This is a genomic window from Rhodococcus sp. IEGM 1341 (genome assembly GCF_030056895.1).
Taxonomy (GTDB): Bacteria; Actinomycetota; Actinomycetes; order Mycobacteriales; family Mycobacteriaceae; genus Rhodococcoides.
Genome location: NZ_JASHKV010000006.1, coordinates 20048 through 45358, shown reverse-complemented (window position 1 = coordinate 45358; position 25311 = coordinate 20048). Strand labels below are relative to the sequence as shown.

The window sequence follows — 25311 nt, the reverse complement described above, 5'->3', positions numbered from 1 at the left end:
GGTCCTTTCGAATTTTTTCACAAGAGTTGGGTTGTTCGAAGCGAACTTGCCGCGAGGTATGCGAGTCCGAGCGCCGGGAGCAGTCCGTTCCCCGCGAGATACCCGGCAGCACCGTGGCCGGAGATGCCCATTGCGGCACCGCCCGAAGCGAACAGACCGGTGATGGCGGAACCGTCGGTGCGGAGAACACGTGCGTTCTCGTCGACGACGAGCCCGCCCTGGGTGTGGAACAACGCGGGCACGATCTTGACGGCGGCGTACGGTCCGGTGAGCGAATGCTCGAAAGAGCTGCGGCCGAACGGATCCGACGCCTCTCCCCGTGCATACCTTTCCACAGCGGCGAGCTCCTCCGCCACTGCCGCAGGTGGAAGCCCCGTTGCGGCAGCAAGGCCGTCCGTGTCGTCGGCCCACACCGCGGCACCCGAGTCGACGGTCTGCTGGAAGTCCTTGAACGACAGACACTTGTCGTAGATCTCGCGGTCGATGACGACCCAGCCCTCCGAGCCCGGCCTGGAGGCCAGAATGGCTGCGTATTCGGAGTACCCGGTCGTCTCGTCACCGAACCGGTGCCCGGATGCGTCGAGCACGATGCCGCCGTGCATCACCGTCGCCCATCCGACGAGAGTCGTCGCCTGCTTCGAGAGTGCCGCGTGTCCCTGGTACGCATCCAGATACGCCGAATCGGCACCGAGACGGCGCCCGATGGTCAGCGCGTCACCGACGGAGTGCTCACTTCCGTGATAGCGCGCCGCGGATATCTCCGGCACGTGCTCCGCCACCAACTCTGCGTTGGCACCGTAGCCATTGGTGGCCAACAGGACTGCGCGCGTCGGAACTCGGTCGACGCTGCCGTCGGGCATCGTGATCGTCACGCCGTCGACGGCCCCGTCGGAATCGACGGACACATCGGTCAGCCGGGCGGGCATCAGCATGTCGATGCGCGGCTCGGCGGCGACCGCTCGCGCGAGGTGCTCGAGCATCCCACTGCCGTGACGGCCTTCGACCGTGTGACAACGCAACTGCGAATGGCCGGGGTATGCGAAATCGGTGACGAGCGTGAGGGGCAGCTGCACGTGATCTGCGAGCCATTCCACCAGCGGCGCACTGACATCGGCGAGGGTGGACGCCAGCCGCAGATCGGCAGTGCCCTTCGTTTTGCGCAGGACGTCGTCCAGGAACTGTTGCGGCGAATCGTCGATTCCGGCCGCTCGCTGCCACCGTGAGCCGGCACCGGGGATCATGGCCGTGGACATCGCCGTGTTGTTGCCCCGCTTGAAGTGCGCACTGACCTCGACGACCAGCACGTCGAGCCCCAGCTCGGCTGCACGCAGAGCAGCGACGAGGCCACCGCCCGCGCCGGCCACCACCAGGTCGGGGCCGTCCTCGCTCACGCGGAGACCTGCAGCTCGGAACGCAGACCCAGCAGCCGCAACGCCGTGCCGGTCGGGTCCACCACCTGCGGTGACGTCGGTGGATCGACGAGATCGACTGCAGAGCAGGCATTGATGGCGATGGTGCAGCGGAGCTTGCCCGCGTGTTCAGAGACCGCTCTCCCCCACGTGCCGGTGTCTGCGATGTCGTGCACACCGAGCCCGAGTACTTCGGTGGCCTCGGCGACGATCCCGTAGAACCCGAGTCGGCGGTCCAGTTCCGCAGCGATCGCGTCGTTTCTCGCCAGGGCACCGATCCGGTGCCCCGGGGAGGCATAGAACGAGGCCGTCAGCCGGGTGAGGCCGTACAGCGGCCGAGCGAACGAATCCGCTTCCTCGGCGCAGGGGTCGAGCACGCAGTCGGGCAGGAACCCGTCGGCGTGCGTGTCCAGCACGGAACGAAAGGCCTGTGACAGCACCTGTTCCGACCGTCTGACATCGAGTTCGGTATCCAGTGCGCTCGGCGCGTCGGGCCCGATGTTGCGGAGCTCGACGGTGATCCCCGCGGGCGAAAGGTGGTCGTACCGATCCTGCCGGCGCTGCAGTTCTGCCGCGTCGACGTCGATCGGGGTGAAAGCCAAAAGGTGCATGTGAGGTGAACTCCTAAATACCGAGGTAGGCAGCTTTGACCCGCTCGTCGTGTGCCAATTCGGGCCCGGTGCCGGTCAGCACGATGGACCCGCTCTCGATGACGTAGGCCCGATCGGAGATCGCGAGTGCCTGCGCGGCGTTCTGTTCGACGATCAGTACGGTCACACCCGAGTCACGGATACGCACGATTGCCTCGAGCACTTGAGCTGCCAGCTTGGGAGCGAGCCCGACGGACGGTTCGTCGAGTGTCAGTACTCGCGGCTTGGACATCATGGCGCGGCCGATGGCGAGCATCTGCTGTTGACCGCCGGACATGGTGTCGGCCCGCTGCTCTCGTCGTTCGGCGAGAATGGGGAACAGGGCGTAGACCTGGTCGAGGGATTCCTTCACGCCGCTGCGCTTCTGGGTGTACGCGCCCATCTCGAGGTTGTCGGCCACGGTGAGGCTGCCGAACAACGCCCGATCCTGGGCGACGTGCACCAGCCCGGCTCGCACTATTTTGTCCGCCCGCATCCCGTGAATGGCGTTGCCATCCAGCATGATTCTGCCGCCGGACGTGGACACCATGCCGGAGAGCGCCCGCAGCGTGGTCGTTTTCCCCGCGCCGTTCGCGCCGATCAGGGAGACGATCTCGTGCCGATCGACCGAGAGGTTCACCCCGTGCAGGATCTCGAGCCGACGGTATCCGGCGTGCAGGTTGTCGATTTCGAGCATCATGCTGTCTTCTCCTCACCGAGGTATGCCTCGACGACGCGGTCGTCGGCAACCACCGTGCGTGGGTCGCCCGAGGTGAGCACCGCCCCTTCGTGCATGACCACCAGACGTTCGGACAGGGCCATCACCGCAGCCATGATGTGTTCGACGAACAGCACCGTCTGGCCCTGCTGATGCACCGTGCGCAGCAGTTCGATCATCGGTGCTCGCTCGGCCGGAACCAGACCGGCGAGAACCTCGTCGAGGAGCACGACGCGTGGCTCCATGGCCAGGGCGCGAGCGAGTTCGAGTCTCTTCAGGCCTGCCGTCGACATGGTCGAGACCTTGCCGCCGACCTGGTCGGACAGTTGCACGCGGTCGAGGACATCGAGGGCATGCTGCCGGGCGTCTTTGCGTGACTTGCGCTTCGACAGTGCGGCGATGGTGACGTTCTCGAGCACCGACATCGACTCGAAGGGTCGCATGAGCTGGAACGTACGTACCAGCCCGGCTCGCGCGATCTTGCTCGCCGGCCATCCGGTGATGTCCGTACCGTCGAAGATCACTCGGCCTGCTGTCGGGGGCTGCTCACCCGACAGCAGGGAGAACAGGGTCGTCTTGCCTGCCCCGTTGGGGCCGATGATGCCGAGGAATTCGTGCTCGGGCACGTCGAGGCTGACCTCGCGTACCGCGTGGATTCCCGAGAAGGATTTGCTCAGGTTCTCGATGCTCAACAAGCTCATCGGTTCCACCTCTCACGGATCGTGCCGAAGATTCCTTTGGGCAGGAAGATCACGATCGCGATCAGAATCACCGAGTACGCGGCGACGTCCAATCCGATTGTCCCCTGGAGGAATTCGAGGAAGGCGGGTGGGTTTCTGAGCAGTTCGTTGATCAACTCCGACAGCGGCCCGATCACGGCGGCACCGATGACCGGGCCCCAGATCGTTCCGATGCCGCCGATGACGGCCGGCACGATCGCTTCGACGGAAACCGCCGAACCGAAGGCCTGCTCGGGACCGACGAAGAAGTAGTACTGCGTGTAATAGACCCCGGCTACGGCGGTCAGCGCACAACTCGCCGCCACGGCGATCAACCGATACTTCATCGTGTCGATACCGAGCGAGGCTGCAGCGGTTTCGTCGTCACGGGTGGCCTGGACGAACTGCCCTGCGCGGGAACGGGTGTAGAAGATGGTGCCGAGAACCGCGAGCGTCAGAATGACCAGCGGAATCCAGACGTAATTGGGGCTGCCCTTCTCGAACTGCAGCATCCACCACGAATCACGCGGCAAGATGGGCACATTGAAGCCCTCGGTCTTGTTGAACACCTCGAGGTTCTGCACCAGCAGCAGAAACATCTGCGCGAAGGCGAATGTCGCCAGTGCGAAGTACGACCCAGCGAGTCGGTAGCGCAGGCACAGGTAGGCGATGAGTGTGCCCACCGTGGCCGAGAGGACTGCCGCGACCACCATCGAGATCCACGGGGAGATTCCGTGCTCGACCAGAAGATACGCACCGGAGTACGCACCGATTCCGAAGAACGCGGCGTGGCCGAAACTGAACATGCCGCCGAACCCGCTCATGATGTTCCACGCCACGGCCATCACGGCGAAGATGAGCGTGCGCACGGCAACCGTCTGGGCCTGCTCGCCGAGGAGCAGCGGCAATGCCGCCACGACGACGAATCCGATGACCAGCGTGATCAATTGGCGGCGTAGCCACGTGTCCTTCAACCGCGGATCGTGCTGCACCGGTGTGGGTGCGCTTCTTGTCGTAGTCATCGGCGCGCTCCGTACAATCCTTCGGGCTTGAGAAACAGAACGAGAACGAACACCGCGAATACCAGGATCAGCGAACCTGTTCCGGGGAGATACAGCGCGCCGACGGTCTGCACGAGGCCGATGACGAGCCCGCCGACCATGGCTCCGACGACACTTCCGAGTCCGCCGAGAACCACGATGACGAACGCCAGGATGGTGAACTGTTCTCCGACCGACGGCGTCAGGCTGGTGAACGGTGTCATCAACCCGCCTGCGACCGCGACGCAGGCTGCGCCGATACCGAAGGTGAGCGCGTAGACCCGACCGATGTCGACGCCGACGAGCTTGGCTCCCTCGGAGTTGGATGCGACTGCGCGGATGGACAATCCGAGCGGCGTCCGCTTCAGTACCGCGGTGAGCGCGACGGCTACCAACGCAGCCCCGATGAACGCGATCACTCGCGGCCACGACGCGACGGCACCGAGTACGTCGAGGGAACCGTCGATCGGAGCCTGCACCGATTGAGGCCGCCCACCGAAGATCATCAGCAGCACGTTGATGATCAGCAGCGACAGGCCGAGGGTCACCAGGAGCGGGCCGTCGTGACTGCCGCTGATGGTCAGTTTCGTCAACAGTGTCGCTTGCACGACCATGCCGAACAGGAACATCACCGGAACGGCGACCAGTGTTGCAACGTAGACCGGCAACCCGGCGGTGGACAGCGCGTAGACGATGTACATCGCCATCGTCAGCATCGCACCCTGGGCGAAGTTCACGATGCCGAGAACACCGAAGATCAGCGTCAGTCCGACGGAGATCAGTGCGTACACACCGCCGAGCAGGAGTCCGGAGACGACCGACTGCGTGACCAGGCCCTGGTCTTTTCCACCGACGAGGTAGATCACCGCCATGATGACGACGATCGCTGCTGCGACCGGGATACCGGGGTTGAGCCCCGCGAGACCTTTGTTCCCCGCCTTCTCCGCGGTCGAGGTAGCGGCCGTCACTGGCCGGCTCCTGCGGGGAACTCGATTGCGTCCGTTGCGAACTCCTCGGGGAAGACCTGAGCGACTGCACCGTCGCGAACCTGCATGACGATGACGGTGGCGTTCTTGTTCTGGCCGGTCTCGTCGAACTCGATCGGTCCGTTGAACGCGAGAAGCGGATCCTCGATCGACACGCCGGAGATGGCGTCGCGCAGATCCTCGGGATCACTCGACGCACCGTCGTTCAGTCCGGCCGCGATGACCTCGACTGCCTGGTAGGACAGCATTGCTGCGGTCTCCATCGGACGTCCGTATTCGGCCTCGAACCGCGAGCGGATGTCGGTGACGCGGTCGCTGGTGGCGTCGAAGTGGTAGTTGGCGCTCAACACGCCCTCGCCTGCTGCACCTGCGTCACTGGGGAACGAGCTGTCGTCGAACGCGCCGTTGGCAATTCCGTAGACGCCCTTGACGTTCAGGTTCAGCTGCTCGACCGCACGTGCGATCAGCAGCCCGTCCGGGTAGTAGCCGGTGGCGACGATGACGTCGGGGTTGGACACCGCAGCCTCACGCACCTGCGTGGTGGCGTCGGAGAAATTCGTTGCCGGGTAGGTGATTTCCTGTACCGACGAGATCCCTTGATTCGCGGCCTCGGCCTCGAACGCGTTGAAGACGCTGTCTCCGAAGGATCCCTCGATGTGCAGGTAGGAGACGCGGTCGATCGGCTGACCGGTCTGCTCCTCGATCGCGGCGAGCGCCTTGGCACCGTCGGTTCCCATGCTGGACGCATTCGGCTGCATGCGGAAGGAGTACTGGTAACCCTGGTCGAGAATCTTGTCGTCCACCGCCACATCGATCACGAGCGGAACCCGAGATCGCTCGGCAACCGAGGCGACGTTCTGTGTGACGTCGCTCTGGTACGTGCCGATGAGCGACACCGCGCCGTCGTCGATCAGCCGCTGCGCCTCACTCTGTCCGACCTCTGCCTTGCCCTGGCTGTCGCCCGACACCAACTCCAACTGCCGACCGTCCATGGACGAAATGCCGCCTGCTGCATTGATATCGGCCACGGCGAGGGCAGCACCGTCGTTCATCAGCCCGCCCACTCCCGCCAGAGCTCCGGTGGTGGGATGAACCGATCCGATCTTGATGGGGCCGGAGTCGTCCGAGCCGGTGGAGGAGCCACATGCTGCCGCACCCACGACTGCAACGGCTGTCAGCACGCCTACGAGCTTCTTCATTGTTGAGTCTGCCTTCCGCGCCCATCGGCGCCGAGTCGAACCACTGGGCGGAACCTACCGTTCCGCTGAGCGCACCATCAGATTGATGATTGATCTCGCTGAAATCGAGTATGGCACGCATCACGGCCTCAGAACAGGCTCTTCCGTCAATTTCTTGTTACGGGTATGGTTCGCTCAGCGGAACGCAAGCACATCCGAAAGGTGACACTTATGGTCAGCAGGCCTGCACTGGAGACGTCGACGGGAACAGAGTCCGCCGATCGTGTCGCCGATGTGCTCATCGCCTTCGCGCAATCCGATCGGGCACTGGGCGTGTCCGAGATCGCTCGCACTCTCGACCTGAGCAAGGCTGTGGTACACCGCATTCTGCAGTCGCTGGCATCGCGGTCGATCGTGCAGCCGGTTGCGGGCGAGTCGACGTATTCCCTCGGCCCGGCGGCGATCGGACTCGGCACCAAGGCGTGGAGCCAGCTCGACGTCCGGTCGATTGCGGCTCCCGTGCTGCGCGCGCTTCGCGCGAACACACGCGAGACCGCAACGCTGTCGGTGCTCGTGGGGCACCGTCGTGTCTATCTCGATCAGTACGAGAGCCCCCAGGAGGTGAAGATGGTGGTCGAGATCGGCCCTCAGTACGCGTTGCACTCGGGAGCCTCGAGCCGAGCGATCCTGGCGTTCCTCCCCGATCGATTCGCGGACGAGGCCTTCCAGGAACTCCGCAGCAGCTCCCCCGACGCCGACGAGACCCGCTTCCGCGCCCGCCTCGCAGAGATCCGTACCAACGGATACGCAACCTCGACGAACGAGCGAAACACCGGTGCAGCATCGATCGCCGCGCCGTTCTTCGACGCCGCAGGGCACGTACTCGGATCGGTCAGCTCCTCGGGCCCTGCCTTCCGCTACTCCTCGTCCGCGGACGACGAACACATCGTTCACGCTGGTCAGGTCGTCGCGGCGGCCCAGTCGATCACCACCATCCTGGAAGCGCGTGCAGCTCGATGACCCCTACCTACGCCCGGTCGTTCCTCTACGTACCGGCAAACAAGCCCGAGTTGTTCGACAAGGCCGTAGGCGGTGCCGCAGACGCGGTGATCATCGACCTCGAGGACGCGGTTCCGTTGGCGGACAAAGACCGAGCGCGGGCCGACCTCGCGGGGTGGTTGGCCTCGACGCCGTCGACCGATACCCAGATCTGGATTCGCATCACCCCCGAATTCATGACGCAGGACCTCGAGGCCGTCGCCGGAGGCGGTGTCACCGGCATCATGGTGGCGAAGTGTTCGGTCGAGTCACTCACGCGCGCAGACCGATTGCTCACCGAGCACAACCTGCCCGGGGTGGAGCTGATCGGGCTGATCGAGACGGCTCACTCCTTGCGTGCTCTGCCGGAGATGGCTCGATGCAGCAGAGTGCGAACATTCGGGATCGGTGAAGTCGACCTCCTCGCGGACCTGCGCATCACCCGTTCGGAATCGACGGAATCGATGATCGACGCACTTCGGCTGAACGTCGTGATCGATTGTGCTGCTGCGGGATTGGCAGCACCGATTGCCCCGACGTCGACCGATTTTCGCGATCTGGACGGGTTCGTCGGCACCACGGCCCGTTTCGTGCAGATGGGTTTCCGGGGCCGGACGGCATTGCACCCCAGTCAGGTTCCGATCATCAATGCCGCGCTCACCCCGTCCTCGGACGACATCACCACAGCACGTCGACTGGTGGAGCTGTACGAGGTGTCTCGGGGAGGACCGACCGTCGACGACAACGGCCGATTCGTCGACGAGGCAGTGGTGCGGGGCGCACGGGAAATCCTCGCCCGGGCCTGAACCGACCGAACTGCAGCTCGGGCACCGCCACACGAGTGACGGTGCCCGAGCCGGTGGGACAACTGTTCTATTGTTGCGTGGTCGATTTCAGGTCGGTCAACGGTGCGAGCAGTGTCCCGATATCGGTCAGGTCCCCGAGACGATCGCATCGGCCGGCCAATTCCTTCAGTTCGACGTCGGAGAGGAACGGCCCGGCATTGCTGGTGAACTTGGTCGAGACCTCGCCGAACGACAGCGGCCGTTCGGGTCCGCCACGAGTGGTGAGCACCTCTTCGACCACTACTGTTCCGTCGGTCAGGGTTGCGGTCAGCACCGCCGGGAACTGATGCGGGAAGATGGCGTCGCACTTCGGGTTCGGAACGACGTCGACCTTGGCCATCAGAGCTCGCCGATCTGCCGACTTCGCCAACTCGTCGGTGTAGTCCTCGAGTGCTGCGCCGAGACCGCCCCCGCCGAGCAAGCCGACGACAACGGCGTACGGTCCGCTGAACTGCGCCATGTACCCGGTCTCGGGCGTGCGTTTGACGTCGATGGGTTCACCGATGGTCCGCAGGTTCGCCGCGGGCACTCCCAGCTCGAGCTTCTCGATCTGCTCCGGCCGGATTCCTCTCGCCCGCAGCGCTGCTCCTGCGTCTATTGCCGCATGGGTGAAGTGATTGGCGGGGTACGGCTTGAAGAAGATTCCGGGAACGGCCCACTCGGAGCCGAGTCCGTCCAGAATCTCGTTGGCTCGGCCAGGCTCGTGCAGCCAGGCCTGGAAGAAGCCGAACCGTCCTTCGAGGACCGTCGGTGGCCCGGTGATCCCATGACGCGCAAGGCCTGCGGCCGAGAGCGCGGAATGCGCAGCCCAACCGCAGTGCATGCGCTTGACGGTGCCCCCGGTGCGATTGGCCTCGATGATGCCCGACGCCATCGACGCGGCAATGCCCATCGTGTCGACGATCTGCTCCTCCGACGCACCACCGATGACAGCGGCAGCCACAGCGCTACCCATCGCACCGCAGATGGACGTCGCGTGCTGTCCGTGCTCGAAGAACACCGAGTTCTTGGTCTCCGGGTCGAACCCCGCCATACCGATGCGCACACACACTTCCAGCCCGATCGCGATGCCGCGGACGAGTTCTCGACCGTCGGTACCGTGCTCCTGAGCAGCCGCAAGAGCCGCGGGCACGACACTGGCGCTCGGATGCAGGATCGATGGAAGATGCGTGTCGTCGAAATCCAGCGAGTGTGCGAGCACTCCGTTGACGAAAGCGGCGAGGGCCGGAGGGAGAGCGATGTCGAGGCCGACCGCGGATGCCGTTGCTGCCCCGCCTTGTTCGCGGGCCCATGCGGTCGCAGCCTTGCTCGTCTCGAGGTCGGTGGCCGCAACCGCGATCCCGAGCGTATCGAGCACCCGCATCCCGACCGAGTTGACGACGGCGTCGGGTAGATCCTGATAGTGGGTGGTCGCGGCGAAACGCGCCAGGTGCTGCGCGAGCGTACGTTCGCTCATGCGGACGTCACCGCCAGCGGCCGTACCGGCGAACCCGTTGCGCCGAAGATGTTCAGGGGAACGAGAACGAACGTGAACTCGAACAGTTCCTGCTGGGAGAGCTCTTCGAGGTCGAGTGCTTCGATGATGTAGATACCGCTCTCCACCAACAGAACTCGGTGCGCGGGGAGCAGCGCGTGACCACCGCCCGGGGCGAGCCGCTCGAACGCGATGGTGTCTGCGCCTGCAGCGTGTACACCCTTGTCCGCCAGCCATTGCGCGCCTGCTTCTCCGACTCCGGGAACTCCGGACGGGCCGCCGACGTACGGCGATCCCTCGGCGAACAACTGCCCCCATCCGCTGCGAATCAGCACGACATCGCCGCGTTCGATCTCGATTTTCTCTGCAGCACATGCCGATTGCAGATCATCGACAGTGATCTCGTACCCGCCCTCGCAGCGACCGACACCGAGGAGCCTCGGGATGTCGAGCAGCACGCCGCGGCGGATCATGGGTTCGATGGTGTGGACGCCGTGTTCGACATACTTGCCGCCCAGGCACGACTGCCCGGCATCGGCACCGCCGTGCAGCTTTCCGTCGTGGCTGACGTGAGCGAGAGCGTCGATGTGAGTGCCCACGTGCGTTCCGGTGGTGATCATGTCGTTCGCGGCGCTGCCGCCGTCTGCTCGAGTCACGTCGCCGTGTCTGCGCGGCAGGGTGTGCCAGAACTGAGGATGATTGGGCGACTGCGGCATCCCGACCCTCAACTGTCTACCGAGATCGACCGCGCGCACGCCCCCCTGGACTGCACGAAGAAGTTGATCGGACATTGCTTCGTCTCCTCGTTCGACGCTGCGTGCGAACCTCACACCAGCGTTGTTTCGTTTCGCTAGCCGGAACGGTTCTGAGCGGTATGGACTCGCGCCGGCGGTAGGCCGAGCCTAGCAGTCGGCAGGTTGCACGTCTCGATCATTGACTCTTTCTTTCTGAGCCTTCTACAGTCCAGTCATGGACGGTTCAACGGCGTTTCGCTCACCGGAACACATGCGCGCGGTCGACGCCTTGGCCACCGCGATGGTCGACCTACGGATGTCACCCCTCCCCGCACCGCTCGGCGATCGAGCGCGGTTGATTCTGTTGGACCTGCTGGGCGTCACCCTTGCCGGTGCCCGCACCGGCGAGATGGTCGAACTACGGAAGAAGTGGGACTCGGAACCAGGATCGACGTACCCGATAGGCGGAAGCACCGGCACCACCATCGAGACTGCGGCCGAGCTCGACGCCATCGCATCGTGCTGCCTCGAGCTCGACGAGGGCAACAAATATGCCGCCGGACATCCTGCTGCGCATGTGCTTCCTGCAGCGATCGCCGCGGCCAGGCTGTCATCGACGCCGATCTCGGGCCGGGCCTTCCTGACGGCCGTCGTAGCGGGATACGAGGTTTCCGCTCGATTCGGCTGGGCATTGACCCGGCACGGTGCGTGGCACACCCATGGACACTGGGGTGCCACTGGCGCGGCCACAGCAGCCGCGGCGATTCGTGGTGCCGATGCGAACGAGGTTGCCGCGGCGATCGACTCGTCGTCTGCGTTGATTCAGGTAGCGCCCTGGGCAGTGGTTCTCGACGGCAATTTCTCGCGAAACCTGTGGATCGGCGGTGCCGCACGGTCGGGCGTGACCGCGGCCAGGCTCGCCCGGTCCGGGGTCGTCCACAATTCGGGGGCCATCGAGCACACCCTGGGCGCTCTGGTCGGGACATTGGACACGTCCCGACTGACCGAGGATCTCGGCGACCGATGGCTCACGCTGGAGGGCTACACGAAACAGCACGCCAGCTGCTCGTACACACACGCCGCAGTGGACGCTGTGCAGAGCCTGCGCGTCGGTGCCGAATGGTCCGCCGCCGACATCGAACATGTTCGGGTGCGGACACATTCGTTGGCGGACCCCCTGTTCCGCCGACATCCGTCGAACAGGTTGGGCGCGATGTTCTCGCTGCCGTTCGTGGTGGCCGCAGCGTTCGTGTCCGACGCGATAGACGTGGATTCTCTGGACCCCCGAGGTGCGACATTCTCGGCGGCCGAAGCGTTCAGCGCCCGAGTCGACGTCGCATCGTCGAGCGAGCTCGACGCGCTGCTACCCGAGCGCCGAGCCGCCGAAGTGACGATCGAATTTCGGGACGGCACCACACTCTCGGCGACTGCCCCGAATCCGCTGGGCGACATCGACCATTTTCCGATGGATTACGGCGCGGTGCGCGCCAAGATCGCCCGCTTGGTCGGCGAATCCGATACCGCGGTCATCGAGGACATCGTCGACTCCCTCGGCGATACGGAGGACGTTGCGGCGCTGTTGCGCGCACTACCGATTCGCTAGCGTCGACCGATACGCAGCTCGTCGACGAACTCGTCTGCAGCACAGGACAATCTCTGTCGTAGCGAATCCGGCACGGTGACCGTCACCTGAACCAGGTACTGGTCGACGATGTGGTGGACGACGACGTAACGGGTCCGGGCGAAGAGCAACCGACCGGCGCAGTCGTAGCGACCCGCGATCGAGACGGACGGTAGACCGCAGAACGAACCTCGGTCGTGACTGATCTCGACCCAGCCGGGCAGTGCCCGCGCGTCTCCGAAGCCGCACTCCAGTAGGGCATCCGGGTCGACCGACCGTGCGAGCTTCCCGACCAGAACCACCGAATTCGGTACGAATCCGTCGACTGCGTTCGCCGGAGAGCACAGCACCGCGGTGGCGTGTGGGAAGTGATGCTCTGAAACAGCCTCCCAGTCCGGTAGCACCGGGAGCTCGAGCCCGAACCTGTCGCATTCGTCGCGGTGCACCGGTGCCAGTTCGACACCCTGCTGCTGGAGATAGGTGTATACCGTCCTTTGTCGAACCGTCACTGGACAGTGTTCCTTCCACCGACAGTCGTTGCGGCACGGTCGGCACGGTCGGCACGGATACGCTCGCGCAGCCTGGGCGGGCGCAGCAACTCCCGCGCATCGTCGTGGCCCAGTTGCGCACGGGCCCAGGGATTGTCGCGGCACCACAGAAGCAGCGCGAGCAGCGAATTCGGTTCGACCTTCTTCTCACACGCCATGATGACCAGCTCCGGCTCGTCGGTCTCGCTCGATCGGCGCGAGACTCTGATCACCGGCAGGTCACCTCGGTGCGGTACTGCTGGATTCGGATGCTCCTCCAGGCGCAGATCCGCAATGTCGCTCCAGGGCACGACCATCACGTCGTTCGACACCTTCCACCCACGACGTCGATAGATCTGTTGGACAATACCTTCGGGGTGCAGAGAGATCCAGGTGCGGTTGACGACGACGAACCCGAGCACGAACCACGCCAGGCATGCCGGCGCGCCTATCGCCGTCAGCAACTCTGCCCTCTCTTGGCGAGGGTCCGGTCCGTCGTCTCTGAATACGAAGTAGGACAGGCCCACCACCGACGCGAAGGCGAGTAGACCTGCCCTGGCCACGAAGTCCCCGCGCCCGGGCACCAACAGACCTGCGCCGACGCCTGCAACGTCGACCCGCCGCACGAAACGTGACAATCGCGCAGCTCCGATGCCGGACATCGGCACAGCCATCCCCAAGGGAAGGAGCACGAAGAACGCGAGCCACAACAGTGCCAGGAGGCCGCCTGCACCCGTCCTGGCAATCACAGGGACGGCAGCAACCAGCAGTCCCACCACTGCCGTACAGATGCCGAAAACCGCTGCGAGCCAGCCGAGGTGAACACTGCGCCACCTCCGCACCCACACAGGTCCCGGATTCGCTGTCGCAGGCATGTTCGCGCCTGTGTCCTCACGATCGGTCATCGCAGTGTCCATTCGAAGACCTTCGAGACGCCGTGGCTGACGGAGCCCCCGACCAGGGCACCCAACGCAACGCCTGCGGCAGCACCGGCAACCGTGCCCGGCCCGGGAAACACCGAACCCGCGGCACTACCGACTCCCACCAGAGCACCGGTCACGTAGCTCGCAGCTGCGAGGCCGGCGGCGGTACTCGCCGTATTGACCGCAATCGCCTCGCCGGGGCTCACCCCCTCATCGATATCGTGGCCAATCGAGGGCACCGTTCCTGCCACCGCGCCGAACGCCCCCAACCCCCGACCGATGTTCTTGGCAACATCGTCGACGGAACCGACACCCGGAAGTTCGAGAGCCCTCCTTGTCACGTCGGTCATGCCACCGATGACGGTGGCTGCAACGGTCGTCGGCCAATCCGGCATCCACGAGAAGGACCCGTCCGGGTTCTCGACGAACTTCCCGGCCGGACTACCGAGCGCAAGCTCGGTCAACAGCTTCGTGGGCTCGGCCAACTGCTGCGCAGCGTCGAGTGCGGCCCTGTCTGCCTGTCTCAGAGCTCCCTGAATGTCCTCGGTCAACTGCGCTGCAGCAGAGCGTAGTTCGTCGGCCTTCCGTACCTTTTCTTCACCCAGGACGTCCGGTATCAATGCGATCATCCCGTCTGGATCCACTACACCGTCGGCCCGAACGGCGAACCCGCTCGCCGTCGCCGCCGAGACCTGCGCCTGCAGGTGGGCCTTCGCAGCATCGACCAGTCCTGCTGCGGTCTCGAATGCTCTACCGAGTGAATCGATTTCACTGCACACCGAGCTCATCCGGGAGCATTCGCTCACCACACGCTCGGCTGCGGCGTCGGCTGCTTCGCCGGTCCACGTCTCGGCCAGTACGTCCTGCTCCTCGAGTACTCCGGTGCGCTGGCCGTTGACGCGCTCGACGATCTCCGACAACTCGATCATCGTCTTGCGCATCGACTCCGGTTCCCAACCCGCGACGTGCGGGACCGTCGGGGTCATTTCGGCTGGTCCATTGCTGCGAGGCGGCGGGCGAGTTCGTCGTCGGCGATCTCGTAGTTCTGCGCGATGCCGCGGGCGATGTCCGCGACGCATTCGGCCCGCCCGGCCAGAGCTGCAACAGCTCCGGCCGCCGCGGCTGCCGCCGCCGCACATGCTGCGTGAAAGTCGCTACCCTGCAACGCATTCTCCGATGCACGGAACGGAGCAAGAGCATCCACCTCACGGATCACCCCGCCAGTCGCCGACAACACATTCGAGAACTGCCGCAGGATCGCTGGATCCACATTCACTGTCATGACGCTCCCCCGAGTTGCACCGTAGCGACGCCCGGTGAATCGGCGTCATCGGGTTTGACGCGAGTGGGTTCCGATCGGTTCCCTCCGGCCGCTTCGAGAAACGTTCATGGGCATCACGGTGATGAGCACCGCCCAGTCACCGCCCATCGGACCTACCGCGGCAGGACTGCCTGCGTCGCGGTGAGTACGGCGGACTCGGCTCAGTGCTGTGGGTCGTAGCCCGGAACTTGCGCCAGAGTCTCGAACGTTCGCGCTCGACCCCATTCGACGTGCGCGAACGCAACAGCGGCAGCCAATTCCGTGTCCCCCTTGGCGATGGCGTCGACGAGGGAGACATGCTCCCCGTGGCGGAGCGACGGATCCCGTTCGAGATTGGCCATGTTGAGTCGATTGCTGCGCTCCCGCAGCGGTTCCATGATGACCGGGAACAGCCGGTTGGCGGACAATGCCTCGATCCCCGAGTGCACCCCCGAGCTCGCGTGATGGAATTCGAGCAGATCACCCCGATCGAGCGCTGCACCTGCACGGGACACGGCGTCGACCAACGACGACGAGTCCGCGCCCGCCGCCACAGCGGACGCTGCCCGGCGAGCAACGAGCGGCTCCAGCGCGGACCTGATGTCGTACAACTCGTCGACGGAACTTCTGGTCACTCCTGTCACCACGGCGGGGCGTCTCGGCGACAGCGTCACCAACCCGGCTGCTTCGAGCAATGGAAGCGCCTCACGAATCGGCACCCTCGACACTTGCAGCTCGGTTCCCAGATTGCGCTCGCTCAGCGTTTCACCAGGTCGGAGGCGGCCGTCGAGGATGCGTGTTCTGATCGCGTCGAACACCGATCGCGACAGCGATTCGCGACCTTCCGTGGATGCCATGATGCTTGTATACCAGCGAACTGTAGGTATACCGCGCATCCGCCAGCGTCATCGGCAAGCTTTGTCCAACGAAGACCTGGACAGCAAGGGCCAGGTGAGAGGACCTGGAAACACAAGCGTTACCGCCGAGAAACCATTCGCGGCTCGACGCTCCGTAAATTCTCCGTTGTTGGTATACCACTTAGCGAGAGGCACTGGGATGAGCGTCCCGACCAGAAACGAGAAGCCGTCACCGATCGACCCACCGCCCGAGGCCGGCAGCCTCAGTGAACAGATCGAGGCGTCGTACTCGAAGATCGGCCTCACCACAGCGCACTTCGGCATCGTCGCCATGGTCCTGTTCGGTGTGTTCTTCGATGCCATCGAACAGAATGCCGTCGGCATCACCGGACCGCTCCTGCGTGAATCCTGGGGCCTCGGCGGAACCGAGATCGGACTGCTGAACACCGCGACGTTCACCGCCGTCGCACTCGGGCGCATCCTGGCCGGAGCCGTGATGGACCGTTTCGGTCGTCGAACCCTCCTCGGCGCAAACCTTCTCGTCTTCGCGTTCGGCTCGCTACTGTGCGCATTCGCACCCAACTACGAGGTGCTGGTGGGCGCTCGATTCCTGGTCGGGCTCGGACTCGGCGGTGAGATCGCCGTCGCGGTGATCATGCTCTCCGAGTTCTTCTCCGCCAAGCATCGCGGTACCGCGGTCGGCATGATCAACGTCGCAGCCGCAGGTCTGGGCAACATGCTCGCCCCACTGTTCGGGGTCATCGTCTTCGCCATCTTCACCGGTGACGACCGCTGGCGTTGGCTGTTCGGTCTGCTGGTACTGCCCGCACTCGCGGTCGTGTTCTATCGCCGCTCGCTTCCGGAAACACCTCGCTTCCTCGCAGCGACAGGCCGGGTGGCCGAGGCCAACACCGTCATCAACCGCCTGGCGCAGGGCAAGCTTCGCGGCACCCTCGACTCCGAGGTTCAGTACTTGAACGTCGACACCACGGTCGATGATCACGCCGCACCGCGCGCACGGTGGACGGAGATGTTCGGGCAGCGTTACCGCAGAAGCACTCTCGCCCTCGGCATTGCCGTCTGCATGTCCTACGCAGCACAGATCTCGATGCTCACGCTGATCCCCGTCATCCTGACCGAGCGGGGAATGTCGATCTCGAGTGCGCTCTGGTACACCCTCGTGATGCAGTCCGGGTCGTTGATCGGCGCGCTGACCGCCGCAATCATCGCTCGCAAACTCCCCCGCAAGGTGACGCTGACCGGTGGCGCTGCGCTCGGTATCGTCGCCGGGCTCGGATTCGGCTTCTTCGCAACGTCCATCGGCCTCGTACTGTTCTTCGGTGCCCTGTTCAACTTCTCGGTCATCATCCTCAACACGACGATCTGGCTGTTCGCACCCGAGCAGTACCCCACACGAATCCGTGGCCTCGCGACGTCGGTGATCCTGGCGCTGGGCTCCCTCTCCGGCGGACTGTTCCCGCTCATTGCCGGAGCCGTACTGGACTCGTCCGGCGTGGGTGCCATGTTCGCGATGCTGGCCGGCCTGTTCATCGTGTGCGGGATTGCCGTGCAGTTCCCGAAAGAGACCTTCGGACAACCGATGCCGGAAGATGGCTGAGCAGTGAAGATTCTCGTGATCAACCCCAACTCGAACACTGCAACGACGCAGCTGCTCGTCGACGTCGCGCGGCGTTGTGTCCACGACACAGAATTCACCGTCGTCGGGGTCACCGCGGGTACCGGACCGGCGATGATCACCGGCACCGAACAGTTGCGTGCTGCCGGACCGGATGTCGTAACCGCGGCCCTCGACGCGATCGAGCACCATGGCCCGGCAGCGGTGATCGTCGGCGCGTTCGGTGATCCCGGTGCCGCCGAACTCCGAACCCTCGTCGACATTCCGGTCGTCGGGATCGGCGAGGCAGGAATCCTGCACGCTGCACGAGGTGGTCGGCGCTTCGCGATCGCCACCACCACAGCCGATCTCGCCGCCCAACTCGATGCACTGACTCGTGCCACCGTGCCCGACGGCGATTTCGCGGGTGTGTTCCTCACCGCGTCATCGCCGTTGGTCCTGGCCGAGGACCTCGCATCGAGCGTCGTCGAACTGGGAGCAGCGGTCGATGCAGCAGTCGCCGCCGGAGCGACGGCGGTCGTCATCGGCGGCGGTCCGTTGAGCGATTCGGCCCGGCGGCTGGCACTGCGCACCGACGTGGACGTCATCGAGCCGGTTCCGAGTGCCGTTGCGATGGTCGTCGACAGAATCTCGAACGCGGTACGCAGCTGAACTATCGACGTCCGAAGGCCCTGGACACCAGCCAGCCCTCGACCATTCCCGCGAGGAAGATGCCCGCGATCGGTGCGTACTTGCGCACCGGTTCGGGCATCAGGCTCATCGCGTTCAATTCGCCGCCCATCGGGCTCGCAACAGCAGCCTTCACAGCTGCAGGCGTGGTCGATTCGGCCGTGGCCGAACCACTGAGCAGCGCACCGAGATTGACGGCGAACTGTTGCAGGACCTTGTTCGACACCGCGACGATCGCGCCCTTGCCGAACGAGACTATCTTTCCGCTGATCACCAGATCGGTATTCAGGGTCAACCGCGAACGATCACCGAGCGCCTCGACCGCCAGATCGACCTGGGCCTCGGCGTCGCCGTTGCCGTGCGAGTCCGCCCCCTTCGCTTCGAGTGTGAGCGTGCGGGTCTCGGCGTCGACCTCGAGGAACCTGATCGTGCCGGCGTACGACGCACTGATCGGGCCCACTTTGACCTTCACTCCGCCGAGGTAGGTCTCGCCGTCCTTACCGGTGATGGCCGCCCCCGGTACGCAGGTCGCGACCTTCTCGACGTCGTTGATCAGCCGGAACACGTCCTCGGCGGACGCGTCGATGTCGAGTGTATTGGTCAGTATCACTGGGGAACTCCGTTCACACAGCCGGCGCAGCGGCGCTGCTCGGCGCACGAGTCGATGGCCTCGACGATGGTCTGGTACCCGGTACAGCGGCAGTAGTTCGACGCCACCACCTCGCGGATCTGTTCCTTGGTGGCATCGGGGTTGTCGGCGAGGTAGCCCTCGGCCAACATCAGGAACCCCGGTGTGCAGAACCCGCACTGCAGACCGTGGTGGTCTGCGATGGCCTGCTGCAGATCGTTCAGTTCACCGTCGATGCCGAGTGATTCGACGGTCTCGATGTCCGAGTTCTCCACCTGCGCTGCGAACGTCAGGCACGCGCGGGCCGGCTTGCCGTCGATCAGCACGGTGCAGGCTCCGCACACGCCGTGTTCGCAGCCGACATGGGTTCCGGTGAGCTGCAGATCATGCCGCAGTACGTCGACCAGGGTGCGGCGTGGTTCGGTGATCACCTCACGGACGGTGCCGTTTACGTTCAGTTCGATCAGTTGCTTGTTGCTCATGGCCTGCCCTTCGCCAGTGCTGCCTGTACTGCCACGGGGGTGATCGGTGTGTCGTTCAGTTCGACTCCGGTGGAGCGCAATCCGTCGTTGACAGCGTTGAGCACAGCGGCGGGTGCACCGATCGTTCCGCCCTCACCGGCTCCCTTGGCTCCGGATTCGGTGAACAGGCAGGGAGTTTCGAGGTGGTGGATCTCGATGTCCGGGATCTCGCAGGCAGTCGGCACCTTGTAGTCGATGAAGCTGGCACACAGTGGATTTCCGTGATCGTCGTACGACACCTGCTCGAACAACGCCCCGGCGATGCCCTGGGCGATCCCACCCCGGCACTGGCCCTCGACGATCTTGGGGTTGATCGCGACGCCGCAGTCCTCGACGCACACGTACTTGAGGATCTCCACTCGTCCGGTGCCCTCGTGCAACTCGACCACAACGCCGTGGGTGGCGTTGGAGAAGGTGCCGTCGTTGAACACGTCGAAGCTTGCCGTCGCGGACAATCCGGGTTCCACGCCCTTCGGCAGCAGTTGCGCCTTCAGATACGCGACGTCGGCGATGTCCCGGTAGGTGACGTACTCCGAGTGGTCGTCGCGCTGACGTACGCGCCCCGATGCCAACTCGACGTTGTCGTCGCGAGTCTCCAGCAGGTGCGCTGCGATCTCACAGAGCTTGTCTCCCAGCTTGTTCGACGCCAACGCCACCGCACTGCCGCCGATGGTGATGGAGCGAGAGGCGAACGAGCCGAAGCCGTAGGTGATCCGATCGGTGTCGCCCTGCACGATCTTGACCTGTTCGACGCCGATGCCGAGGCGATCGGCGACGATCTGAGCCATCGTGGTCTCGTGACTCTGACCGTGGCTCATCGTTCCGGTGGTCACGACGACCGTGCCGGAGGTGTCCATTTTGACCTCCGAGATGTCGAACCCGGGCACCACGTTCATCTTGCGCGCCGCGAATGCGCTGCTGCCGTATCCGGTTCGCTCGCTGAAGCACGAGTATCCGATGCCGATGTGTCGGCCGTCTGCGGTTGCCCGCTCCTGGACGTCGTACCAACCGCCGTCACGGAGGGTCTGCTCGCACAGGTTCAGCGCCTCGAGGTACGAGCCCGGGTCGTAGGTGATGTTGTTGACGCCGGTGTACGGGAAGGCGGTGATGACGTTGCGCCGCCTGATCTCCACCGCATCGAGCTGCAGTTCACGGGCCGCTCGCTCGAACAATCGCTCCATCACCATGACGTACTGCGGGCGAGACACCCCGCGGTACGGCGCGGTCGGTGCCTTGTTGCTGAACACCGAGCGTCCTCGAACCCGGTACGCCGGAACCTGATAGACCCCCGGCATTTCCGCCGAGGCCATCAGCGGCTCGATGCCTGCGGTGAACGGGTAGCACGAGTAGGCACCCATGTCGCACACGACGTCCGCGTCGAGGCCGAGGATGTGGCCCTCGGAATCGAATGCTGCCCGCACGTCGTACTGCTGTTCGCGCGCCAGGAACGACGCCGTCAGTGCGTCCTTGCGATCCTCGATCCATTTCACGGGACGGCGGAGCTTCAACGCAGCTGCGGCGACGGCGATCTCCTCGCGGCCGACGACGCACTTCTGCCCGAACCCGCCGCCCATGTCGGGTACCACGACGCGCACCTGGCGCTCGTCCAGCCCGAGGCAGAGCGCGGTGACGGTCCGAACCTGGTGTGGCACCTGAGTACAAATGTAGATGATCAGCTGCTCGTCGCGATCGTCCCAGTACGCGATGCATCCGCGGGTCTCGAGTGGAAGCGCGTTCTGCCGGCCGGTTCTGGATTGCACCGACACCACGGTGTGCGCGTCGTCGAAGATCTCGTCGATGCCGTCGGTGGCGAACATCTGCACGTCCACGACGATGTTGTTCGGAACCGAATCGTGAACCAGGGACACGCCCTCGGACATGGCCTGATCTGCCGAGGTGACGGCGGTGACGGTCCGGTACGACACTCGTGCCGCCTCGAGCCCGTCCTCGACGCTGTAGGCATCGGCGGCGACGACGATGGCCAGTGGCTCACCGACGTAGCGCACCACGTCGTGCGCCAGCACGGGCATATCGGTGGGCACGAATTCGCTGAGTGGACGCGACAATTCGGCGCGGATCGGCTGCAGGTCCAGGTCCGCCGCGGTGAAGACGCCGCGCACCCCTTCGACTCCGGCGACATCACCCACGTCGAGACCGGTGATCGATCCGGCCGCGACGGTGCTGCGGACGAACTGAGCGTGCAACATTCCCGGCATCGCGATGTCGTCGACGAATCTGCCTCGACCGGTGAGCAACCGCGGATCCTCGCGGCGTGCGACCGAGGTGCCGACGAGTTTCGGCGTGAGAACCTGATCGACGCTCACGTGGGCACCCCCTGAGATACCAGTGCGTCGCTGCAGGCTTCGGCGACCAACGTGCGCACCAGGGTGCGGCGGTACTCGGCGGTGACCATGCCCTCGTCCTCCAGTTCCAATGATTCGGCTGCGGCATCCGCGCAGTCCGCGAAGGTCCCGCCTGCGGCCAGGACGGCTTCCCCAGCCGGCGATCGCACGGGAGTTGCTCCCACTCCCGCGAGGGCAACCCGCCCGCCCACCACGGCCACCCCGTCGAGATCGAGCGACACGGCCGCGCCGACGATCGCGAAATCTCCCTGCCGCTCGGCGTATTCGGTCACCGCAGCGTGCGGTGCCGGGTTCGGGAACACGATCTCGACAATCATCTCGTCGAACGCGAGATCGGTGGAGTAGTACCCGAAGAAGAAAGAGTCCGCCTCTACGGTTCGCCGCCCCCGCACGCTCTCGACGACGATGCGGGCGTCGAGCAGGATGGCGAGCAAGCACCATTCCGCGGTGGCGTCCGCATGGGCGATGCTGCCCCCGACGGTCCCGCGGGTACGGATCGGGTAGTGCCCCACCCACCGCATGGCCTCGCGAAGGACACCGAAATCCGTTCCCACGTCGCCGCGTTCGACGTCGTGGTGGGTGGTGAGCGCTCCGATGTGCAAGCCGTCGGATTCTCGGCGGATGTACTGCAGAGTGTTCAACCCAGCCACGTCGACCAGGTGCCCGGGCCGGGCGAGGCGGAAGTTCATCATGGCGACCAGGGACTGGCCTCCGGCGATGATCTTCGCGTCCTCGCCCAGCTCGGACAGCAGCCGCACCGCACCAGAGACATCGCGCGCCCGGTGGTAGTCGAACTGCGCGGGCTTCATCAGACTCGAGCCTCGCCTGCGACGACCTCGGTGGGTTCGTCGACGAGGGTATCGAGTTCGCGCCCCTTGGTCTCGGGTGCGAAGTACGCCATCCAGATCACCGCGAACAACACGAACGCGGTGACGATGCCGAAGGTCAACGGCAGACCGAGGATCGGCCACATCACCGAACCGAACAGCAGTGGTGCAAAGCCGGTTGCGACCCGGCTGACCGAGGACGCGTACCCGAATCCCGAGGCGCGGATGTTGGTGGGGTACAACTCCGAGACGTAGCAGTACAGCACCGGGATGGTCAGCTGAATGACGAATCCGAAGATGCCGAGCCAGATCAGCGCGGCCGACTGGATGTCGAGCATGACGGCGAACATGACCAGCGCACTACCCGCGATCGGACCGGACAGCCCGATGACCCACTTGCGTCCGAAGATCTCCACGATGAACGCCGACGTGAGCACACCGACGATGCCGACGCCGGTCATCAGCGTCGTACCGGCGAAAGCTGCGAATTCCCCGTAGCCCTCGGCGCGGAGGATCGACGGCATCCAGCTCAGCGCTGCGTAGTACAGCAGCATGATGGACACGAACAACATCCACGCGGCGGCGGTGATCCGCGGGCTGTACCGCCAGACCGACTTCAGCTGCGTCAGAGCGGCTTTCATTCCGCCCGGTCCCTTCGGGGCGGTGTCGGCGACGATGACGTAGTCGACGGCCTCGGATCCGGTACGGGTCACCATGTCGTCGATGACGGCGCGGGCCTCGGCCTCACGACCGACCTTGGCGAGGTAGATGGGTGATTCCGGGATGCCGCGTCGGACCCAGAACAGCAGCAGCGCAGGCAGAACCATGAACAGCAGCATGTAGCGCCAGCGAACGTCGCCGTCGATCGGGACGAGCAGCGTGGCGACGACGCCGCAGATGGTGGCACCGATCGGCCACCAGACATCCATGGCGGAGAGAATCTTGCCGCGAATCCGACGCGGTGAGAATTCGCTGACCAACGCGTAGTCCACCGGGATGCAGCCACCGAGGCCGAACCCGGCGAGGAACCGCAGAATGATGAAGATCTCGAAGCTCGGCGCGAACGCTCCCAGGACCGAGAACAGCGCAAAGATCAACAGCGTCAACGAGAATGCACGCTTACGTCCGACTCGGTCGGCGATCGTGCCCCACACGACGGCCCCGACGGCCATGCCGATCAGGTTGCCGGTGGCGACCAGACCGCGCTCGGCTTGGGACAGGTCCCAGTAGCTTCCGAGCAGCGGGGTCAAGAAGCCGTTCAGTGCCACGTCCCAGGCGTCGAACATGTAGCCCAGCCCACCGATGATGAAGATCTTGCCCTGCACACCCCATTTCCAGGGGAGTTCCTGTACTACCTGATCACCAGTCTTCATCGCAGCCTCCGGCGCGGTGTTGTGGTCCGAGGTCGTCATCGGACGAACGAGTAATGGAATTTCTCGTCGTCGCTGTCGTCGAGCGGGGTACCGCTCCACAGCCAGTCGTACGAGATGTCGGATTCCCCATCGAACGACGCCAGTGTCGCGTCCCGCTTCTGCTGCTCGGGTCCATCGGGTATGTGATAAAAAGTCTTGTTCTGCAGGCTCGCGTCCTGCACCATCCGCGCGTGCCTGGCCCGCCGAAACACGTAGCGCGCCAACGCCTCGTCGATCCCGCTCGGGGTGACCTTCGCGAGCTCCTCGGCCAGCACTGCCGCGTCTTCCATGGCCTGCGAAGCACCCTGCGCCTGATACGGCAGCATGGCATGACAGGCATCGCCCAGCAGCGCGACACGGCCGTCGGTCCACCGCGGGTCGGGCCTGCGGTAGTAGAGCGCCTGGCACAGCACGTTCTCGTCGGCCTTGGAGAGCATCGCGTGGGCGCGATCGTCCCAATCCGGGAATGTCCCCATCAGTTCCTCGGGTCCGACGAGCCGTGGTCCACCGTCGCGGACCTCGTCGGTACACGGAGCCAGCGCAACGACATTGAGGTACTCGCCGTTACGAATCATGTAGTGCACCAGGTGCCGGTCCGGTCCGTACCAGATGGTGCTCTGGTATCGGTCGACGAGCCAGCGAGTAGCCGGATCCTTGACGATGCGATCACCCGGAATGAGTGCGCGATAGGCCATTTCGCCGGAAAACACGAGCGTATCGGGTAGACCGATCAGATCGCGCACGGTCGAGCGAATACCGTCGGCTCCGATGAGCAGGTCCGATTCGTAGCGCTTACCGGTTCCGGTGACCGCGACAGGCCGCGTCGGATTCTTTCGATCGACCTCGACGACCTTCGCGTCGGTCTCGAACACCACCATCGGGCCCGGGCCGTCGGGATCGAGGCACTGCGCATGAATGGCCGAGTGCAGGTCTGCGCGGTGGTAGTGCCAGTAGGGCGCGTTGAAGGTCTTCTTGCAGTACTCGCCGAGCGCGGTGAGAGCGATGACCTTGCCGTTCTCCCAGCGCCTGCGCACCTGATCCATCGGCTCGGTCTTGATCGCTTCGAGCTTCTCGCGCATCCCGAGGGCGATGAGGATACGGCTGGCGTTGGGAGCGGTCTGAATTCCCGCGCCCACCTCGCCCAGCTCGGCAGCAGCCTCGAGTACCGTCACCTGAATTCCTCTGTGCCGCAGCGAGAGCGCCGCGGTCAGACCGCCCAGGCCACCGCCTGCGATCACCACTTCGATCGGTGCCATG

At 64.8% G+C, this 25311-nt stretch carries 25 protein-coding genes; 5 read left to right on the top strand and 20 right to left on the bottom strand.

Annotated features, from left to right (window positions below; translation table 11 throughout):
* Positions 1-17: 17 nt before the first annotated feature.
* The 7 genes from QM615_RS14950 to QM615_RS14920 are packed head-to-tail and all read right to left on the bottom strand — an operon-like array spanning position 18 to position 6700.
* On the bottom strand, positions 18-1391 hold the full coding sequence (locus QM615_RS14950; RefSeq protein WP_283347531.1) for an FAD-dependent oxidoreductase: 1374 nt from the start codon (positions 1389-1391) through the stop codon (positions 18-20).
* Positions 1388-2020, bottom strand: coding sequence for a hydantoin racemase (locus QM615_RS14945; protein WP_283347530.1), 633 nt, complete (start codon positions 2018-2020; stop codon positions 1388-1390). The genes QM615_RS14950 and QM615_RS14945 overlap by 4 nt, the downstream gene beginning before the upstream one ends.
* A gap of 13 nt (positions 2021-2033) precedes the next feature.
* Positions 2034-2738: an ABC transporter ATP-binding protein gene (locus QM615_RS14940; protein WP_283347529.1), complete on the bottom strand. Its 705-nt coding sequence runs from the start codon at positions 2736-2738 to the stop codon at positions 2034-2036.
* Entirely contained in the window at positions 2735-3457 is a 723-nt protein-coding gene (locus QM615_RS14935; protein WP_094670779.1) for an ABC transporter ATP-binding protein, read from the bottom strand. Before QM615_RS14935 ends, QM615_RS14940 begins: the two co-directional genes overlap by 4 nt.
* Positions 3454-4497, bottom strand: coding sequence for a branched-chain amino acid ABC transporter permease (locus QM615_RS14930; protein WP_068047081.1), 1044 nt, complete (start codon positions 4495-4497; stop codon positions 3454-3456). Before QM615_RS14930 ends, QM615_RS14935 begins: the two co-directional genes overlap by 4 nt.
* A complete protein-coding gene (locus QM615_RS14925; RefSeq protein WP_094670731.1) occupies positions 4494-5483 on the bottom strand; it encodes a branched-chain amino acid ABC transporter permease in 990 nt (329 codons plus the stop codon). Before QM615_RS14925 ends, QM615_RS14930 begins: the two co-directional genes overlap by 4 nt.
* Positions 5480-6700, bottom strand: a complete 1221-nt coding sequence (locus QM615_RS14920; RefSeq protein WP_283347528.1) for an ABC transporter substrate-binding protein — start codon at positions 6698-6700, stop codon at positions 5480-5482. Before QM615_RS14920 ends, QM615_RS14925 begins: the two co-directional genes overlap by 4 nt.
* A gap of 165 nt (positions 6701-6865) precedes the next feature.
* Between QM615_RS14920 and QM615_RS14915 the strand changes: the two genes are divergently transcribed.
* Positions 6866-7699 (top strand): IclR family transcriptional regulator, encoded by an 834-nt coding sequence (locus QM615_RS14915; RefSeq protein ID WP_283347527.1) that lies wholly within the window; start codon positions 6866-6868, stop codon positions 7697-7699.
* The gene (locus tag QM615_RS14910) at positions 7696-8523 is read left to right on the top strand and encodes an HpcH/HpaI aldolase/citrate lyase family protein (protein WP_283347526.1); all 828 of its coding nucleotides are present in this window, start codon (positions 7696-7698) and stop codon (positions 8521-8523) included. The genes QM615_RS14915 and QM615_RS14910 overlap by 4 nt, the downstream gene beginning before the upstream one ends.
* Positions 8524-8590: 67 nt before the next feature.
* Here the strand turns inward: QM615_RS14910 and QM615_RS14905 are convergent, their stop codons facing one another.
* Entirely contained in the window at positions 8591-10018 is a 1428-nt protein-coding gene (locus tag QM615_RS14905) for an MmgE/PrpD family protein (protein WP_283347525.1), read from the bottom strand.
* Complete coding sequence (locus QM615_RS14900; protein ID WP_068051189.1) at positions 10015-10827, bottom strand: cyclase family protein; 813 nt, start codon at positions 10825-10827, stop codon at positions 10015-10017. Before QM615_RS14900 ends, QM615_RS14905 begins: the two co-directional genes overlap by 4 nt.
* 178 nt (positions 10828-11005) lie before the next feature.
* Here QM615_RS14900 and QM615_RS14895 point away from each other — a divergent pair, with 178 nt between their 5' ends.
* Entirely contained in the window at positions 11006-12373 is a 1368-nt protein-coding gene (locus tag QM615_RS14895) for an MmgE/PrpD family protein (RefSeq protein WP_283347524.1), read from the top strand.
* Here the strand turns inward: QM615_RS14895 and QM615_RS14890 are convergent.
* The 5 genes from QM615_RS14890 to QM615_RS14870 all read right to left on the bottom strand — a co-directional run bounded on the left by QM615_RS14890 (position 12370) and on the right by QM615_RS14870 (position 15998).
* The gene (locus tag QM615_RS14890) at positions 12370-12900 is read right to left on the bottom strand and encodes an LpqN/LpqT family lipoprotein (protein ID WP_283347523.1); all 531 of its coding nucleotides are present in this window, start codon (positions 12898-12900) and stop codon (positions 12370-12372) included. The genes QM615_RS14895 and QM615_RS14890 overlap by 4 nt on opposite strands.
* A complete protein-coding gene (locus QM615_RS14885; protein ID WP_283347522.1) occupies positions 12897-13823 on the bottom strand; it encodes a hypothetical protein in 927 nt (308 codons plus the stop codon). The genes QM615_RS14890 and QM615_RS14885 overlap by 4 nt, the downstream gene beginning before the upstream one ends.
* Positions 13820-14827 (bottom strand): WXG100 family type VII secretion target, encoded by a 1008-nt coding sequence (locus tag QM615_RS14880; RefSeq protein ID WP_283347521.1) that lies wholly within the window; start codon positions 14825-14827, stop codon positions 13820-13822. The genes QM615_RS14885 and QM615_RS14880 overlap by 4 nt, the downstream gene beginning before the upstream one ends.
* Positions 14824-15123, bottom strand: a complete 300-nt coding sequence (locus QM615_RS14875) for a type VII secretion target (protein WP_149407878.1) — start codon at positions 15121-15123, stop codon at positions 14824-14826. Before QM615_RS14875 ends, QM615_RS14880 begins: the two co-directional genes overlap by 4 nt.
* A 200-nt stretch (positions 15124-15323) precedes the next feature.
* Positions 15324-15998, bottom strand: a complete 675-nt coding sequence (locus QM615_RS14870; protein ID WP_094639859.1) for a GntR family transcriptional regulator — start codon at positions 15996-15998, stop codon at positions 15324-15326.
* A 199-nt stretch (positions 15999-16197) separates the two neighbouring features.
* On the opposite strand from QM615_RS14870, the gene QM615_RS14865 reads away from it, so the two are divergent.
* Together QM615_RS14865 and QM615_RS14860 are read left to right on the top strand one after the other, a co-directional pair.
* Positions 16198-17616: an MFS transporter gene (locus tag QM615_RS14865; protein WP_149407879.1), complete on the top strand. Its 1419-nt coding sequence runs from the start codon at positions 16198-16200 to the stop codon at positions 17614-17616.
* Between the two features lie 3 nt (positions 17617-17619).
* A complete protein-coding gene (locus QM615_RS14860; RefSeq protein WP_283347520.1) occupies positions 17620-18285 on the top strand; it encodes an aspartate/glutamate racemase family protein in 666 nt (221 codons plus the stop codon).
* Between the two features lies 1 nt (position 18286).
* Here QM615_RS14860 and QM615_RS14855 read toward each other — a convergent pair whose 3' ends face one another.
* The 6 genes from QM615_RS14855 to QM615_RS14830 are packed head-to-tail and all read right to left on the bottom strand — an operon-like array spanning position 18287 to position 25310.
* Positions 18287-18913, bottom strand: coding sequence for an SRPBCC family protein (locus QM615_RS14855; RefSeq protein WP_068051155.1), 627 nt, complete (start codon positions 18911-18913; stop codon positions 18287-18289).
* The gene (locus QM615_RS14850; RefSeq protein ID WP_283347519.1) at positions 18910-19413 is read right to left on the bottom strand and encodes a (2Fe-2S)-binding protein; all 504 of its coding nucleotides are present in this window, start codon (positions 19411-19413) and stop codon (positions 18910-18912) included. The genes QM615_RS14855 and QM615_RS14850 overlap by 4 nt, the downstream gene beginning before the upstream one ends.
* Positions 19410-21776 (bottom strand): xanthine dehydrogenase family protein molybdopterin-binding subunit, encoded by a 2367-nt coding sequence (locus QM615_RS14845; RefSeq protein ID WP_283347518.1) that lies wholly within the window; start codon positions 21774-21776, stop codon positions 19410-19412. Before QM615_RS14845 ends, QM615_RS14850 begins: the two co-directional genes overlap by 4 nt.
* Positions 21773-22624, bottom strand: a complete 852-nt coding sequence (locus QM615_RS14840) for an FAD binding domain-containing protein (protein ID WP_283347517.1) — start codon at positions 22622-22624, stop codon at positions 21773-21775. The genes QM615_RS14845 and QM615_RS14840 overlap by 4 nt, the downstream gene beginning before the upstream one ends.
* Positions 22624-24054, bottom strand: coding sequence for an MFS transporter (locus QM615_RS14835; protein ID WP_231893678.1), 1431 nt, complete (start codon positions 24052-24054; stop codon positions 22624-22626). Before QM615_RS14835 ends, QM615_RS14840 begins: the two co-directional genes overlap by 1 nt.
* A complete protein-coding gene (locus tag QM615_RS14830) occupies positions 24051-25310 on the bottom strand; it encodes an FAD-dependent monooxygenase (RefSeq protein ID WP_068051148.1) in 1260 nt (419 codons plus the stop codon). Before QM615_RS14830 ends, QM615_RS14835 begins: the two co-directional genes overlap by 4 nt.
* Position 25311 lies beyond the last annotated feature (1 nt).